Source organism: Streptomyces sp. NPDC055013 (genome assembly GCF_053608645.1).
Map to the genome: position 1 here is coordinate 268,322 of NZ_JBSGVW010000007.1, position 15,657 is coordinate 283,978.

General features: G+C 69.0%; 18 protein-coding genes. 5 read left to right on the plus strand and 13 right to left on the minus strand.

Annotated elements, in window-relative coordinates:
- The first annotated feature begins 82 nt into the window (after positions 1-82).
- Both ACWGDB_RS12465 and ACWGDB_RS12470 read left to right on the plus strand, forming a co-directional pair.
- Entirely contained in the window at positions 83-1,450 is a 1,368-nt protein-coding gene (locus tag ACWGDB_RS12465) for a DUF445 domain-containing protein (protein ID WP_453822379.1), read from the plus strand.
- Positions 1,451-1,504: 54 nt separating this feature from the next.
- The gene (locus ACWGDB_RS12470; RefSeq protein WP_453822380.1) at positions 1,505-2,998 is read left to right on the plus strand and encodes an MFS transporter; all 1,494 of its coding nucleotides are present in this window, start codon (positions 1,505-1,507) and stop codon (positions 2,996-2,998) included.
- A 2-nt stretch (positions 2,999-3,000) separates the two neighbouring features.
- Here ACWGDB_RS12470 and ACWGDB_RS12475 read toward each other — a convergent pair whose 3' ends face one another.
- Complete coding sequence (locus ACWGDB_RS12475) at positions 3,001-4,512, minus strand: alginate lyase family protein (protein WP_453822381.1); 1,512 nt, start codon at positions 4,510-4,512, stop codon at positions 3,001-3,003.
- Between the two features lie 94 nt (positions 4,513-4,606).
- On the opposite strand from ACWGDB_RS12475, the gene ACWGDB_RS12480 reads away from it, so the two are divergent.
- Positions 4,607-4,966 carry a VOC family protein gene (locus ACWGDB_RS12480; RefSeq protein WP_453822382.1) on the plus strand — a complete coding sequence of 120 codons (360 nt, stop codon included), beginning with the start codon at positions 4,607-4,609 and terminating at the stop codon, positions 4,964-4,966.
- Positions 4,967-5,008: 42 nt separating this feature from the next.
- Here the strand turns inward: ACWGDB_RS12480 and ACWGDB_RS12485 are convergent, their stop codons facing one another.
- From ACWGDB_RS12485 to ACWGDB_RS12495, 3 genes are all read right to left on the minus strand, one after another.
- A complete protein-coding gene (locus ACWGDB_RS12485; protein ID WP_362382965.1) occupies positions 5,009-5,311 on the minus strand; it encodes a hypothetical protein in 303 nt (100 codons plus the stop codon).
- 54 nt (positions 5,312-5,365) lie between these two features.
- Entirely contained in the window at positions 5,366-5,863 is a 498-nt protein-coding gene (locus ACWGDB_RS12490) for a hypothetical protein (RefSeq protein ID WP_453822383.1), read from the minus strand.
- A 66-nt stretch (positions 5,864-5,929) separates the two neighbouring features.
- Positions 5,930-6,787, minus strand: a complete 858-nt coding sequence (locus ACWGDB_RS12495; RefSeq protein ID WP_453822384.1) for an LLM class flavin-dependent oxidoreductase — start codon at positions 6,785-6,787, stop codon at positions 5,930-5,932.
- Between the two features lie 563 nt (positions 6,788-7,350).
- Here ACWGDB_RS12495 and ACWGDB_RS12500 point away from each other — a divergent pair.
- On the plus strand, positions 7,351-8,868 hold the full coding sequence (locus tag ACWGDB_RS12500; protein ID WP_453822385.1) for a hypothetical protein: 1,518 nt from the start codon (positions 7,351-7,353) through the stop codon (positions 8,866-8,868).
- Positions 8,869-8,943: 75 nt separating this feature from the next.
- Here ACWGDB_RS12500 and ACWGDB_RS12505 read toward each other — a convergent pair whose 3' ends face one another.
- The 5 genes from ACWGDB_RS12505 to ACWGDB_RS12525 form a co-directional block, all read right to left on the minus strand.
- Complete coding sequence (locus ACWGDB_RS12505; RefSeq protein ID WP_406415866.1) at positions 8,944-9,141, minus strand: hypothetical protein; 198 nt, start codon at positions 9,139-9,141, stop codon at positions 8,944-8,946.
- Positions 9,142-9,227: 86 nt separating this feature from the next.
- Positions 9,228-9,992, minus strand: coding sequence for a YqeB family protein (locus ACWGDB_RS12510; RefSeq protein WP_453822386.1), 765 nt, complete (start codon positions 9,990-9,992; stop codon positions 9,228-9,230).
- Between the two features lie 244 nt (positions 9,993-10,236).
- A complete protein-coding gene (locus ACWGDB_RS12515; RefSeq protein WP_453822387.1) occupies positions 10,237-10,479 on the minus strand; it encodes a hypothetical protein in 243 nt (80 codons plus the stop codon).
- Between the two features lie 435 nt (positions 10,480-10,914).
- Positions 10,915-11,331, minus strand: a complete 417-nt coding sequence (locus ACWGDB_RS12520) for a hypothetical protein (RefSeq protein ID WP_453822388.1) — start codon at positions 11,329-11,331, stop codon at positions 10,915-10,917.
- A 99-nt stretch (positions 11,332-11,430) separates the two neighbouring features.
- Positions 11,431-11,868, minus strand: coding sequence for a hypothetical protein (locus tag ACWGDB_RS12525; RefSeq protein WP_453822389.1), 438 nt, complete (start codon positions 11,866-11,868; stop codon positions 11,431-11,433).
- 32 nt (positions 11,869-11,900) lie between these two features.
- Here ACWGDB_RS12525 and ACWGDB_RS12530 point away from each other — a divergent pair, with 32 nt between their 5' ends.
- Complete coding sequence (locus tag ACWGDB_RS12530) at positions 11,901-12,551, plus strand: hypothetical protein (RefSeq protein WP_453822390.1); 651 nt, start codon at positions 11,901-11,903, stop codon at positions 12,549-12,551.
- Between the two features lie 35 nt (positions 12,552-12,586).
- Here the strand turns inward: ACWGDB_RS12530 and ACWGDB_RS12535 are convergent, their stop codons facing one another.
- The 4 genes from ACWGDB_RS12535 to ACWGDB_RS12550 form a co-directional block, all read right to left on the minus strand.
- The gene (locus tag ACWGDB_RS12535; RefSeq protein WP_453822391.1) at positions 12,587-13,435 is read right to left on the minus strand and encodes a helix-turn-helix domain-containing protein; all 849 of its coding nucleotides are present in this window, start codon (positions 13,433-13,435) and stop codon (positions 12,587-12,589) included.
- Positions 13,432-14,172 (minus strand): DUF6879 family protein, encoded by a 741-nt coding sequence (locus ACWGDB_RS12540; protein ID WP_453822407.1) that lies wholly within the window; start codon positions 14,170-14,172, stop codon positions 13,432-13,434. The genes ACWGDB_RS12535 and ACWGDB_RS12540 overlap by 4 nt, the downstream gene beginning before the upstream one ends.
- Positions 14,173-14,344: 172 nt before the next feature.
- Positions 14,345-14,533 carry a DUF397 domain-containing protein gene (locus ACWGDB_RS12545; protein WP_453822392.1) on the minus strand — a complete coding sequence of 63 codons (189 nt, stop codon included), beginning with the start codon at positions 14,531-14,533 and terminating at the stop codon, positions 14,345-14,347.
- Complete coding sequence (locus ACWGDB_RS12550) at positions 14,533-15,378, minus strand: helix-turn-helix domain-containing protein (RefSeq protein WP_453822393.1); 846 nt, start codon at positions 15,376-15,378, stop codon at positions 14,533-14,535. The genes ACWGDB_RS12545 and ACWGDB_RS12550 overlap by 1 nt, the downstream gene beginning before the upstream one ends.
- Between the last annotated feature and the right edge of the window lie 279 nt (positions 15,379-15,657).

The following is a 15,657-nucleotide window of genomic DNA, read 5'->3' on the forward strand; positions in this document are numbered from 1 at the left end:
GACGCCGGGAACTCTTGTTTCGTTCCAGGAGTCGGTCAGGTAGGGACAATGAGTACGGGGGATCCTGGACGGGTGGAGCGGAATGGAACGTACGAATCCGGAAGAAACGGGAACGCGTGACGTAGGGCAGCATGCCCGGCCGGGCGCTGCCGGTAACCGGCGCGTCCCCGCATCGGCCGTACGTGCGATGACGACGTTCACCGCCGCCGACGAGGAGAAACAGCGCGGCGTACGGCGGATGAAGCTCACCGCGACCGGGCTGCTGCTGTTCGTGGCACTGGTGTACGTCCTCGCCAAGGTGGCGTCGCACCAGGGCGCCGGCGAGTGGGCGAACTATGTCGCGGCGGCAGCCGAGGCCGGCATGGTCGGCGCGCTCGCCGACTGGTTCGCGGTCACGGCCCTGTTCCGGTACCCGCTGGGCATCCCCATCCCGCACACCGCGATCATCCCCAACAAGAAGGACCAGCTCGGGGTCTCACTGGGCGAGTTCGTCGGGGAGAACTTCCTCTCCGAGGACGTCGTACGACAGCGCCTGCGCGCCGTCGGCATCGGCAGCCGGCTGGGGGCGTGGCTGGCGGACCCGGAGCACGCGGACCGCGTGACGGCCGAGCTGTCCGCGGCGCTCAGAGGCGCCCTGGCGGTCATGCGCGACGCGGACGTCCAGGCGGTCGTGGGGGAGGCCATCACCCGGCGGGCGGACGCCCAGGAGATCGCGCCCGGCATAGGGAAGATGCTGGACAAGATCGTCGCGGACGGCGGCCACAAGCGGGCCGTCGACCTGATCGTCGCGCGGGCCCAGCACTGGTTGATCCTGCACGACGAGGAGATCATGCACGCGGTCCAGGGCGGCGCCCCCGGCTGGACCCCGAAGTTCGTCGACAAGCGGGTCGGCGAGCGCGTCTACAAGGAGCTGCTCCGCTTCGTCACCGAGATGCGCGACATGCCCTCCCACCCGGCCCGCGGCGCCCTCGACCGCTTCCTCACCGACTTCGCCTCCGACCTCCAGTCCGACACGGACACCCGCGCGCGTGTCGAGCGGCTCAAGGGCGAGGTGCTGGGACGCGGCGAGGTCCAGGACCTGATCGCCTCGGCGTGGACCGCCGTCCGGTCGATGATCGTCTCGGCGGCCGAGGACGAACGCAGCGAGCTGCGCCTGCGCGTGCGTGCCTCGCTGCTGTCGCTGGGCGCGCGGATGGCGGTCGAGCCGCGGCTGCAGGCCAAGGTCGACGGCTGGGTGGAGGGCGCGGCGGTGTACGTCGTCACCACCTACCGCAAGGAGATCACCTCCCTGATCACGGACACCGTGGCGAGCTGGGACGCCGAGCACACGACGAAGAAGATCGAGGCGCACATCGGACGCGATCTGCAGTTCATCCGGATCAACGGCACGGTGGTCGGGTCGCTCGCCGGCTTGGTGATCTACACGGTGTCGCGGGCGCTGGGGGCGTAGGACCGCCCCCTCCAGGGCACTCGGCACGGGTTCCGCTCGATGAGGAGGGGGCCCATGACCACCGCAGAGGCCGAGACCGGCCGTACCGTCACGACCGACATCCCCGCCCGCCTGGACCGCCTCCCGTGGTCGCGCTGGCACTGGACGATCGTGATCGGTCTCGGCACCGTGTGGATCCTGGACGGGCTGGAGGTCACGGTCGTCGGCAACATCGCGCCACGCCTCTCCGAGCCCGGCAGCGGACTGCCGATCACCTCCGGCCAGGTCACCGGCCTGGCCGCCGCGCTGTATGTGGCCGGTGCCTGCCTGGGCGCCCTGTTCTGGGGCCGCCTGACCGACCGGTGGGGCCGCAAGAAGCTGTTCATGATCACGCTGGCGGTGTACCTGGCGGCGACGGCCCTGACCGCGATCTCCTTCCACACCTGGTGGTTCTTCCTGTTCCGCTTCCTGACGGGCTTCGGCATCGGCGGCGAGTACGCGGCGATCAACTCCGCGATCGACGAGCTGATCCCGGCGCAGTACCGCGGCCGCGTCGACCTGATGATCAACGGCAGCTTCTGGCTGGGCGCGGTCGGCGGCTCGCTGCTGTCGATCGTCGCGCTGGACACGGCGATCTTCCCTGCGGACGTCGGCTGGCGGCTGACGTTCGCGCTCGGCGCCGTCCTCGCCCTGGTGATCCTCCTGGTCCGGCGGCACGTCCCGGAGAGCCCACGCTGGCTGCTGATCCACGGCCGCGACGACGAGGCGGAACGGATCGTGTCCACCATCGAGGAACGGGTGGAGGCCGAGCGGGGCGAGCCGCTGCCGCGCGCCGAGGGCGAGCTCACCATCCGCCAGCGCCGCAGCGTGACGTTCATGGAGATCGGCCGCACGGTCTTCTCGAAGTACCGCAGGCGGGCGATCCTCGGGTTCTCCCTGTTCATCGGCCAGGCGTTCCTCTACAACGCCATCACCTTCGGCTTCGGCGCGATCCTGACCACGTTCTACGACGTCCCGAGCGGCAGCACCGGCTACTACTTCGCGGTCATCGCGCTCGGCAACTTCATGGGCCCGCTGCTGCTGGGCAGGCTGTTCGACACGGTCGGCCGCCGCATCATGATCTCGTCGACGTACCTGCTCTCGGGCATCCTGCTGTTCGGCACGGCCTGGCTGTTCGACCAGGGCACGCTCAGCGCGAGCACGCTGACGGCCTGCTGGTGCGCGGTCCTGTTCTTCGCGTCGGCCGGCGCGTCGAGCGCCTACCTCACGGTCTCCGAGGTCTTCCCGATGGAGACCCGCGCGATGTCCATCGCCTTCTTCTACGCCCTCGGCACCGCCGCCGGCGGTATCAGCGGCCCCCTGCTCTTCGCCGACCTCACCGCGACGGGCAAGGTCGGCGACACGGTCCTCGCCTTCCAGATCGGCGCGGCCCTGATGTGCCTGGCGGGCCTGGTGGCGGCCTTCCTCGCGGTCCGCGCGGAACGCCGGTCGCTGGAGGACATCGCCCGGCCGCTCACGGCGGTGACGAAGCCGGCCCGGGCGGAGGGTGAGGTGGGAACAGGGGCGTAGCCCTACCGGGATGCGCGCCGGACCCGCTCCCTGCGCCGCAGGAGCAACAGGCCGCCGGCGAGGGCGGTGACGCCGGTGGCGGCGGTCCAGCCGATGACGTCGTGGGAGCCGGTGGCGGCGAGATCGCCGGTGGCGGAGGAAGAGGCGGACGCGGAGGGCGATGCCGTGGCCGCCGTCCTCGGCCGGGCGTCCGACCCCGCTGTCGCCCCCGCCCCGGCTGCCGGGGTCGCCTCTCCTGTAGCAGCCGGACCGGCCGAACCGCCCGTGCCCGCCCCTGTCCCGGTGGCCTTGTCGCGCGTGAACGTCAGCGTGCCGAAGCCCAGTTGGTCGTACCCGCCGCTGTTGGGCCCGTAGTCCCCGCCGCCGCCCTCCGGCGAGGCCTTCGCGGCGATGCGGGTGAGGTACGACGCCGGCAGGCCCCGGCGCTTGGTGTAGTGGTTGGCGATCATCGCCCAGATGGGGCGGGTCATCGCCGGGTCCACGGGCGCGGCCTCGGTCACGGTCTCCGACCCCGACCAGCCGTTGATCGCACCCTTCCTGCGGGTGTTCGCGGTGAAGGGCACCTCCCCGCCCATCGCCCACTTGGCCACGTACTGGGCGCCCTTGAGGAAGCGGCTGTCGTCGTAGCCGTACAGGTCGATGCCCTGGTTCCAGGCCATCTCGCAGAAAGTGCCCATCAGCCCGACGCCGAGCAGGGCGTGCCCCTGGTCGCGGCCGGCCTCCAGCCACTCGGCGAGGCCGTCGTCGCGTACGACGGGAATGGCGTTGCGGATCGAGCCGAGCCCCTCGCCGTGCTTGAAGTACTCGACGGCGCGGGCGACTTGCGCCTTGTCGTCGCAGAGGATGCCGGTCGCCAGGACGCAGCACATGGCGGTGAGGTCCCAGTTGGTCCAGTAGTTGGAGACGACGGCGTCGTTGTGCTTGACCAGGAAGCTGTCGCTGAGCGGTGCGAAGACGGTGGTCAGCATCTCCTGGAACCGGCCGAGCTCGAAGTCGGGGTGGTCGCGGACGAGTTCGGCGGCGTTGGCGATCTGGTAGCCGTAGATCCCGGCCGCCAGGAAGCGGTCGGCGTTGCCGGCCAGCGTGGTCAGCTCGGCCGACCAGGCGTTGAGGATCGCCACGGCGGTGTCGAGATGGGCGCTGTCGCCGCTGACGTGGCCGCGCAGGGCGTTCTGGTAGGCGGCGTGGACGTCGTTGTAGAGGATCGCGTAGTTCTGGCCGGCGCCTCCCCGGACCACGGTCTCCTGCGGGTTGGCCGTCCAGCCGCGCTGCGCGTGCCGGTTGGCGGTCAGCTTGGCGAACCCGGCCGTGTGGGCGCCGGCGCCGGCCTTCACCTCGGCGGCCATCCGGTCCAGGTCGGCGCGGGTGTGCAGGAGGCCGGGGTGCGCGAACGAGGCGTCGGCCGCGGCTGCCGGGGGCGCGAGGGCGGTCGTACCGATACCGACGGCTCCCGCGGTCGCACCCGTGGCCTTGAGCATGCTCCGGCGGCTGATCTGTCGTGTCACGTGGCTCATTCCTCGCGTGCCTGGGGCTGGGGACGGTGAGGAGACGGGGAGACACTGCCGGGGATAACAGAAAACTCCGGCCACCGAACAGGAGCCGCATGCGATGACGATCCGCAGGATCATGCCCGACTTCCAGGTCGGGTCCGAGGAACAGATGGCGACCAGCCGGGACTTCTACGGCCTGCTCGGCTTCGAGGAGGTGATGCACATGGGCTGGGTGATGACCCTGGCGTCGCCCGCCAACCCCACCGCCCAGATCAGCTTCTTCACCGCGGAACGCACCGCTCCGGTCGTCCCCGACCTGAGCGTGGAGGTCGAGGACGTCGACGCCGTGTACGCCCAGGTGCTCGCGTCGGGCGCGGAGATCGTACGAGAACTGCGGGACGAGGAGTGGGGCGTACGGCGGTTCTTCGTACGGGACCCGAACGGGCGGGTGGTGAATGTGCTGAGCCATGGGGCCTAGCGGCGTGCGGCGCCCGGTGGCGGTGCGTCGGGGCGGCTCGGGTCAGCCCCGCCGGTCCGCCACCGCCCACGACGCCAGGGCCACCGCCCCCGCCACCCCGAACACGGCGGGCCAGGCGCCCACCTTCTTGGCCAGCGGGTGCGAACCGGCGAAGGCGGCGACGTACGCGGCGGTCAGTGCGCCCGCGGCCTTCCCGCCCGCCTGCTGCCGCCACTGCTGCGCGGCCGCGGCCCCGGCGACCGCCAGTACGGCCCCGCCGAGCTGCCGCTTCCTGGTCCAGCGGGCCACGCCGTAGCCGCCGACGAGTCCGCCTGCGGCAACCGCCGCGCTGGGGATCTTCGCCATGTCTGCCTCCCACCACTTCGGCCGGCAACTCCTGCCGGCCTCGATGGGCCGAGGCTAACCGGCCTTCCCCTTCCGCAGCCCGGCCCGGGCACGCAGCTCCGACACGTACCCCGCGCCGATGGCGCACCCCGCGGCGGTGAGGGCGAGGACCAGGACGCCCGGGTTGACGTAGCCGGGCACGTCGCCGTTGTCGTAACTCCCGCCGTCGCTGGTCTCGCAGACGAAGCCGAGAGGGACGTACGTGACCCTGTAGTCGACGATCTCGGCGCCCTGCTGATGCCGTTCCTCCCAGCCCGCCGTGCGGCAGGACCGAGGTGGCGACGAGTCGGTTCCGCCGTCCTCCGCCGTCATCACCGCGCCTGTGACGGCGAGCAGCCCCCAGGCGTACAGGACGCACGCACCGGCGCCCGCGAGGGCCGCGAGCCCGCGCAGCAAGCCGGGTGTGCCCGTGCGTTGTGCGCGCCGGTCGGCCAGGGTGCGGGCGCCGTGGCCGCAGAGCCCGACTGCGGTGATCACCGCTATGACGACGAACAGCAGGTACACCAGGAACACATGTCCTCCAGACACGGGTCTCGCGGGTCTCACGGGCTAGGTCGCGCCGGCGTCACAGATCCGGGATCACAGCACATCCGCCAGTCGGTCGACCTGGTCCGGGTCCAGGCCGTAGCAGTAGAGCATGACCTCGTCGGCGCCCAGGTCGGCGAAGGCGGTGAGCGCGGTGCGGATCTCGGCGGGCGTGGTGAGGAGGCCGGCGACCATACGGTCGGCCATGCCGGTGAAGGCGTAGTACGCGTGCATGCGGGCGCGGGCGTCGTCGAGCACGTCCGGTGGGCCGAGTGCGACGTTGACCTGAGCGACGAGGCGGGGCTCGCCGTCGCGGCCGTACTCCTTCCAGAACTCGCGGACGGTGTCGAAGAGGCCGCCCGCCCAGGAGGGCGGCGCGGCCGCGAGGAAGCCGTCGCCCCAGCGTGCGACGCGTTCCAGCGCGGCCGGTTGGAAGCCGCCGAACAGCATCTCCGGGCCGCCGGGGCGAGCGGGCGCCGGACCGATGGGGCCGACGCCGTCGCCGTACGGATCGCCCCACCACAGGCGGCGCATCGTGGCCATCTGCGCGTCCATGCGCCGGCCCCGCGTGCGCAGGTCGGTGCCCGCGGCCCGGTGGTCGTCGTCCCGGCCGCCGACGCCCAGGCCGAGGACGAGACGGCCCCCGGTCATCCGGTCCAGGGTGGCGGCCTGCTTGGCCAGCAGGGCGGTGTCGCGCAGCGGGGCGAGCAGGACCTCGGTCTGCACGCGGATGCGGGTGGTGGCACCGGCCAGGACGGCGAGGGCGACCAGCGGTTCGGGGTTGTCGTGGACGAGCCGGTCCAGCAGGCCGACCGTGCTGAAGGGACCGGCGTCCGCGCGCCGGGCCCAGGTGAGCAGGGCGGCCGGGTCGCCGATGGGCAGGCCGATGCCCACGTTCGTACCGACGTTCATGAAGGGCCTCCGAAAGAGGGGTCGACAAAGACGACTGCCGCCCCTTCTGCACCTCGGTGTGGCTCGCCGGCTCGGTGAGGTGGGCCGTTCCCGCTCTGCGGCTTGCTTCCCGGGGAACGTCTCTTCGAAGTGAACTCACTGTAGGACGGGCCGATTTCACGGGACAACCAATTACCGGCGCACAGCCGGGGGAGTGGGAGGGGCGCAGCCGGAGATGCCCGGGCCATGAGGCGCCGTATTCGGATGAGCCGAAGCCGAAGCCGAAGCCGGACCCGGACCCCCGGGCGGAGCCTGAGCCTGAGGCGGAGGCGCCTGGTACCCCGGCGGCGACTGCGGCACCTGACCAGCAGTCGGCTGTGACCCACGTCACCGCCACCCCCCGAAAAGAAAGCGGGTGCTGCCCCCGCGGTGCTGGCATGCTCATGCGTGACTACTGGGGGGTAACCACCGTCCGCGCACCGCGCGGCAACGGCCGTACGGGCACGCCTGGATGACCGGCGTGCCCGCTCCCCATGTGTCACCTCCTGAAGCGCACCCCCATACCCCGCTCCCGAGGAACACGCGTGCACAGACCCAAGCTCAAGAGGCATGCCTTACTGACGGCTGCCACCATCGCGGCCGTACTCGTCACGGGCTGCTCGTCCACCTCCCCGACCACCACCGACCCGGCGAACAGGGCGGCGGCCGAGACCCCCGACCCGGCCGCGGTCGAGGAACAACTCGCCGTCGTGTCGGCCCCGTCCGGTACGGCCACTCCCACCGCCGTCGCCGACGGAGGTGAAGGAGGCACGGCGAAGAAGTCGTCCCTCAAGGTCGCCTCGTACGACAGGAAGTCCGGACGGGCCGTCATCTCGTCGCCGTCCGTGGCGAAGCCGCCCGGCGCCCCGTCGGCCGGTACCGGCCCTTCACCCACCTCGTCCACGTCGCCCGCGAAGCCTTCGACCAGCCCCTCCGCCTCCGCCTCGGCCTCCACCTCCGCCCAACCCCCGGTGTCCGTCGGCGACTTCATCGCCAGCGCCCCCGCCCCCGGCGCCCCCGACGGCGTGCTGGCCGAGGTCACGCAGGTCGTGGGCGCCACGGAGGACGGCGACACTACGGTCGACACGGAACCGGCGAAGCTCAACTCCGTGCTCGGCGAGAGCAAGGCCAAGGGCACGGTCCCGGTGGACCCGTCGGCCATGGAGGTCGAGCCCCTCCTGAAGGGCGTGAAGGTCTCCTGGGCGAAGACCGGCGACCTCCACTTCGGCCCCGAGGGCGCGAAACTCCCGCTGGGCAGCCTCCGTATCGACGTGGGTGCCGCGGTGGCCACGGCCGAGGGCGCCCCGGCGTCGGCGGCCGCGTCCGTGGAGGGCTTCGTCCAGCTCGCGCCCGAGGTCGCGTTCTCGTACGACGGTTCCGGCGACGGCACGGGCGCCTCGCCCGGCGGTGCCTTCCTGGGCCTGTCCGGCGACTGGGCCTCGAAGTGGTCCCTGAAGGGCCGCGCGGCCGGCTCGACGAACGGGCAGCCGATCCGCATCCCCTTCGCCGAGCTCCACTCCGACCCGGTGATCCAGGTCGGCCCGATCCCCGTGGTCGTCAACCTGGACCTCACCTGCTACATCCAGGTGAACGCGGACGGCCGCGTCACGGTCGACGTCGAACAGGACATCAAGGGCGACTTCCGCGTCGGCGGCACCTTCTCCTGGACCAAGGGCTGGACCCCGGTCAGCGAGTCCGAGATGACCGGCGAGCCCCTCAAGGCCAAGGTCACCGCGGCCGGCGACGTCAAGGCCGCGCTCGGCGCCGAGGCCACCGTGGGCCTCTACGGCACCGTAGGCGTCACCGCGGACCTGGCCCCGTACGTCCGCGCCCACGCCGAGGCATCGGCCGAGGGCTCCTCCGACGGCACGGGTTCGGTAGCCGGCTCCTACGCCCTCTACGGCGGCGTGGACCTCACCGGCTCCCTCCAGCTGCAACTGACCATCTTCGGCACGCCCGTCTTCCAGAAGAAGATCCCGCTGGGCGCCCTGAACCGTGAGTGGCTCCTGACGGAGGGCAAGGGCGAGGCGACAACCGGCCCGCCGTCGGGGGCGACCGGCTGACGTCACCTCACGCGGGGCCGCGCCGACCGTCACCCATGTCGGCGCGGCCCACGCTCGCCTCGCGGCCGTACGGCGTCAGTCGTCCGAGCCGGAGTTCGAGCCGGACCTCGACCCACGTCCGGAACGGCCCAACACCCGCACCACCTCGCCCAGTCCCAGGGTCACGGCGGCCACCCCACGCACCCAGCGCGGGCCGCCCCGAGACGCCCACACGACACACACGCACCCCGCGACGGCGAGCAGGAGAACGCCGACCAAGACGAGCACGATCATGCTCATCCCCCTTCTTCCTCTGTGGTCCGCGCAATCCTCCCAGCCGACGCCCAGCCCAGGCCCGGCGGCCCAGGTGCGCCGGTGCTTCAGGACTGTTGAGGCGTACGAGGTGTCTGAGGCATCTGGGGTGTCTGGGGCATACGCCAGTACTGCCGCCGCTTCTCGTCCCGTACGACCACGCCGAGCCGCAGCAGCTCCCCGCGCAGCTCCCGGGCGTCGTCGGCGCCCTCGTCCTTCTCCCGCGCGTCCGCCCGAGCCCTGAACAGCGCGTCCGCCCCTTCGGGCAGCCCGGGCATCCCCGGAACCCAGCGCCGGAACTCCTCCCGGTGCGGATCCTCATCGGCCCACCGGTAACCGTGCTCGGCGAAGGCGTCGGCGACCCGTTGCCAGGACAGCCCGCACTCCTCCCGAGCGATCTCCATTCCGTCCGCCCCGAGCAGCACGAGCTGCTTACCGTCCCGCGCCGCCAGGGCGATCTCATCCCGCCCGAACTCCTGCGAAGAGTCCCTGACCCTGAGGACGACACGACCGGCGGAGACACTCACCGCCAACGACTCATGCACGGCGATGAACCCCACCACCAGCCCCACCAGCGCCCCCACCCCGACGCCACCCACGGTCAGCCACGGCTCGGGAACCGAGGTCACCAGCTCGGCCGGCCCCTGCAACGGCGCCCAGTCCCACGTCACGAGCCACTTCGCCAGCAGGGTGACCAACCACCCGATACCGGCCCCGCACCCCACGCAGAAGAGCGTGAGAAGCCAGGCCGACTCGGCGATCTCGACGGCATCTGGCTCAGCTCCGCCAACCGACGGACGGCCCTTCTTCGAAAGATCCCCCGTACCCCTCATATCCCCCACACCTACGCTTCTGCTCGCTCCGACGAGGCCCAGCCCGACCGCGGCGCTGCCCGGTGCCGTGCTGTGCTGTGCTGTGCTGTGCTGTGCCGAGTCTGAAGGCAGCCGCAGGCTGTGTCATCGGCCGTTGGTCGACGGACCTGCAACTTTGGTAGCGAGACAGGCCTCAGCGCCCGGACGGAGGCCGCCCGGGCGCCGAGACTCGCATCAGCGAGCTACGTAACACGATCCCTGTCGATCAGTGGTGTCCGCAGCTGGAGCCGACGTGGTTGTGCTGCGCGCCCGGAGAGCCCTCGCCATTGAGCAAGTTGCCCAATGCGCCGTTGGCGAGTCCGATGTTGTTGAGCAGGTTGATGTTCTGGTCGTGAGACTTACAACCATGACCGTCGTAGGCAGGCTGAGCGGAGGCGGTGCCGGTGGCTATGAGGCTGAGGGTCCCGACCATCGCGGCCGCAACGGCGGCCTTCTGAAGCTTGCGCATTTTTCCTCCTTGGGTCGAGAGCGCACACCTAAAGATCCACATTGCGCTCATTTGGGAGGCTAATCCGATATGCGCCTGGGCGCTCATCGGGGATGCCAAACGGACCACGCGGCCTGAGTGTCAATCAGCCGGGTGCGGTCGCCTGGACGCTGACGCTCGTTCAGGCGCCGCCTGCCTCCTTCGACGGCCTTCCGGGTCGGCCCGGGCCCCTCTGGGCCTCACGAAGCCCAGCGAGAGACGTCCTGAGCGTCGCCGCCGCCTCCTGGGCCGTTCTGGGAGGCAAGGCCGGCCTTGCCGATTACGCACTGGGCGCAGTCCCGGTTTCGAGCAGGGCGTTGTGCAGTCAGGGCAGAGAACGGCGCGCGGGAAGGGTGAGTTGGCCGAAATCATGGAGGCCCACCCTGGTGGGGGTCAGCTCATACGGGCCAGGCCCGGTCATGGCTCTCCCCTCCAGGCCCTCTTCTCGACGGCCGACACCGCCCCCGGTCCAGACAGGGCAATCCTGCCGGTCAGCAGGATGTCGTGGTTGGCGAACAGGGCGTCGAGTTCGAAGCGGCGGCGGACATACGCCGTCCATGTCTCGTCGGGCAGGTTGGCGTACGTATTGACCATGCGGGCACGGCCGGCCTGCGTGAGAATCCACCGTGCCTGGTCTTCGCTGAGGGTACGCCCACCCAGGTCACGGGCCAGCCGCCACAACTCCTCCCCTTCGCTCTGCGCGTCGATGACCGCGACAAGTCCGATGTCCCCCAGACCTCGCCGATCGCTGGACTGGGTGGTGTAGGCGACGGTGAGGTTTTCGAGGGGGAAGACGGTCACGCGGCTGGTTGCGGTCAGTTCGGTGAGGGGCACGGTGTGAGTCCGTTCCTACACGGGACGGGCGGGTTGGAGCGGTTGGAGCCGAAGAACACCAACCCGCCCTGCCGACAACGTGGTTGGAGAAAACGCTGCTCAGCAGCAGGGTCCATCACCGCAGCAAGCGGGCGGATTGCAGTCGGCGGCTGTGCCCCAGAGTCGCTCGTCCACCTCGAAGCCGGCCGCCCTGACCTTTCCCACGACATCGACCATCAGGCCGCGCGTACGGACCTTGGAGTTCGGCTGGTGGTGCAGGAAGTAGCCGAACTGTTTCTCGCACCAAGTCGCGTACCAGCCCGTGTGCAGGATCAGTGTGTGCCAGCCCGGGTCGACCAGCTCGGACGGCGCCATGGCTGCGCCCTCGCCTGTGGAGCCCATGACGTAGACCAGTGCGAGGGCCTGGTCGACGACGCGATCGGCCACGCAGCGTTCGAGGCCGTATTCGTCAGCGCAGAAGGCGGCGAGCATGTCGAACTCGGTGTCGGTGACCAGGGAGCGTCCGTTGCGAGGTTCGGTGGCGACGGTCATGCTCATCGGGTGGTGCCCCTTTCGGGCTTGAACCGCTGATGGTGGAGTCGGAGCGGAGGCTTGGCGGCCTTGATCTGGCGTGGAGCACAGATGCCCCTCAAAACCGGGTGACCTTCGTGGGTGAGCTTTGGCGTGTCAGTTCAGAGACGCGCACCGATTGCGATTCGATCGCTGCGGGCGAGTCGCACGACTGCCTGAAGGACGATCTTCAGGCGACGCTCGTCGAGATGCTCTACTGCGGCCAGGTGACTTTGGCGCACCCCGGCCATCGAGAGCACCAAGCCAAGGAACGCACGATCTCCTTCATCGAGGCCGAGCGTGTAGAAGCGTGCCGCCAAGCTCTGCCATCGGCACGTCATGACGTCGTCGCTTTTCGTTACGAGCGCCGCACGGACGTTGTCGAGGGAAAGGAGTCTCTCTTCCTCTACGAGGGCCTGTACTGCGGTGCGTCGACAAAGGCCGGTCGCAGAGGCTACGAGGAGTTCGCCGAGCGACGGGGCATTGCGTTCGTCGGCTGTTGCAGCGGTACTCATCTGAATGTCTCCGCAGGGAACAGGAGAGCCGCGGCGCTGAGGTTCCGAGTGCTGGGACTGGAGCTGGCTTGCAGGGTGGACCGGGCGGTGGACTTTGTGGCCATGACCAGGACGTTAGGCGTCACCATTGCGGGCTTGCGCTGCGATTGCGTCTGATTGCGCCCGATGCCGCTGTGCTTGCGGCTGGTTGCCTATTCGAGGTCCAAAGACACCCTCGCCCGACCGATCAGACGGCGCGCTGGCGCCCCGTACTCTGCGGATTCGCCGAGCCAGTTCCACGCTCGCTCGTACAGCTGGATGTCGTCTTCGCCGGTGAGCCACAGCTCTTCGCTGATCGTCTCGACGATGACCAACCTACGGTCGTAGATCCAGAAGGCGTGCGGGGCCGTACGGCGTAGCTGAGAGCCGAACGGAAGAATGCCGATCTCAATCCGGCGCTGGCCTACCAGGTTGTACAGCCGGTCCAGTTGCTCAGCCATCACGTCCACGGGGCATGAACGGTGATACAGGGCTGCCTCGCACAGCAGGAAACGAAACGTCTTCTCGGGGTCGTACAGCGACTCCTGGCGGCGCATCCGGGCCTCGACAGCGGCATCGGTCGCGGCCGGGATCCCCCGGAACTCTGCGTTGGATTCGAAGATGACGCGGGCGTACTCCGGTGTCTGAAACAGCCCGGGAACGCGGGACACCTCAAGCCCGCGGATTGTCTTCGTGGCTTCGGACTGGCGCACGGCGATCTCTTGCCGCCCGCGATGCCCGCCAGCGAGCTGACGCCGCCAGGACCGGTGCCGCTGCTTCATCTCCAGCCCGGCCCGGAGGCCTTGGAGCTCTGCCTCGGCCTCCGGGCGACCGCATGCCTGAGCCCAAGCGGTCAGGTCCGCCGTGGACGGAGTCTGCTTGCCGTTCTGGAGCCTCGATACTTTCGACGGCTGGCAAACGAGCTTGGCGGCAAGGTCCTTGCCGTCCAGACCAGCTTCGGCGCGCAGCTCACGGAGCCGCGCGCCGAGGGCTTCTCTCGCCGTCTGGTAGTCCGTACTCACACGGTGGAACGTACCCGCTTAGCGAACTCTTCGGTATGTTCCGCATGGTGCCAGGCCGCGTCCCGGACTTGGCAGGCGGCGAGGACCTCAGCTGGATCCCGGATCACGTACACCCCCAGCGTGGTGTCTTCGTCGTCGAACGCGAAGCGGGCGAGAATCCTGGCGTCGAAGAGCCAGAAGTCGTAGTCCGGCAAACGCAATTCCCGAGCCCGGGTGCGGGTCAAGCAGCGGATGTCCTCGCCTGCTGCGATGTTGCTGGCTGCACTGGCCAGGAGGAACTCCTGCCCCCGCGTAGGCGGTTCATCGACCAGCCGAACGCGCTCGACGCGCTTGCCCTGCGCGGACTGCGCGCGGACATTCTCGCGCCAGGCGTTGTCGGGATCGCGGGCGATGTCCTCTCCTACGAGGAACCGCTGCCATTTTGGGCCGTTGCGATCGGAGGCGTACCCACGGCGGGTCTCCAGGCGCCAAGCCGTGTGCCTGAAGTCACGGAAGAGGCGGGAGACCGAGGCGAACGGCTGGAGTTCAGGGGCGTCGCTCCTGGGCGCGTAGCGGCTCAGCAGACTGCGGGGCACCCGGACGAATGTCTCGGACTCCTTTACGTCCCGTAACTGCGAGAGGTGTTCCGGGTTGGTCTCCCGTTCGCCTTGGACGAGGATCTCGTCCGTGCCCTCGATGTCATAGAGGGTGGGGCAGTCGCCGTCGTCGCTGGTGGTGCCGAGGAACCTGAGCGTCATGTCGCCCTCCGCTGAGACTGGTTGGAGTTCCAGGGTGCGAGGCGCGGAGACCCGCGCACTCAAGAATTGCAGCAGATTGCGCATTCTGTGGCGCGGGTGAGGATTGCGTGCACGCGGAACTGGTGACAAGTCCACTGTCGGCCAATGCCCAACTGGGCCACAGATGCCCTCTTCAGTACTTCCCCAACATCCCTATGAACGCCCGCCAAGCCTGTCCCTGGACCAACAAGAGGGGCCCGCAGCCGTGCTTGGAGTCGCGCACGAGAATGGTTTCGTCGACGCGGGCACACTCCACGCATTCAGTCCCGCTGCCACCGCTGTAAGAGGACTTGAACCATTGGTAGGGCGAGGGCGCCGTCATCACAGCTCCTTGCTTATACGGTGGATGATCTCTGCCGAGGACTCAAGGTCGAGTGCCTGTGCGCTGAGGTACTCGAACGCCAACCTATAACGCTCCAGTTCTCCTTGCTTCTCCATGAAGAGGCCACCTCCAAGCAAGTCGACGTACACGACGTCCAGCTCAGAAGCAGGACCGCGTAGGACAACAAAGCTGCCAACGGCAGCTGCGTGTGCTCCAGCTGAGAAGGGCAGCACTTGCACGGTGATGTGAGGTAGCTGCGACATGGTGAGCAGATGGCGCAGTTGATCCTGCATGACTTCGCGGCCGCCCACCCTGCGTCGGAGCGCTGCTTCATCGATCACGCACCAGATGTGCGGTGGCTCATCGCGATCGAGGAGCTCTTGCCGTTTCATGCGGATGTCCACCATGTGCTGGACTTCTCGTTCTGGGCACTGCACTTCCGAGGCTCGATGAACCGCCTCGGCGTAGGCGCGAGTCTGAAGCAGTCCGGGTACGTACATGCAGGCGTAGTGATCTTCGCGTACAACCTCGTCCTCAAGGGTGAGCATGAGGTTCATGGACTCGGGGATGGGGTCGGCGAGTGATCGCCACCAACCTTGGATCTTGGCGTCCTTCGCGAGATCTACCAGCGCGAGACGTTCCTCGTCGGAGGCGCCGTATTCGCGGCAAAGGGCATCGACAGCCGGCCACTTGACCGTGCCCTCCTTCGTCTCGTAGCGGCTGAGTGTCGCCTTTGAGATGCCGACTCGCGCCCCGGCATCCTCAAGGGTCAAACCCTTGAGTTCGCGGAGGCGTCGAAGGTCGGCGCCGAGCTGACGCCTACGGGTGGTCGGTCCGACTGCCATGTTCAGGATCCTTCGTGTCGATTCGTCAGATCCTGAAGCCTTCTCGCGAGCGACTGCAAGGTAGTGCGCGCCGGGGGCGCGCGTCGTATGTCTACGCTCCTGCCGGGTTCATCTGAGAGTTCCATTTTGAGAGTTCCAATGCAACCCTTTGCGTGCGCCCGATTACACATGGCAACTCGGGGCACTAGGGTCCGTCTTCAAAGATCATCGGAGGGTGGATCATGGTGGGGTGATACGACGCCATGAACTCACCGACCAGGAGTGGGAGTTACTCGCTCT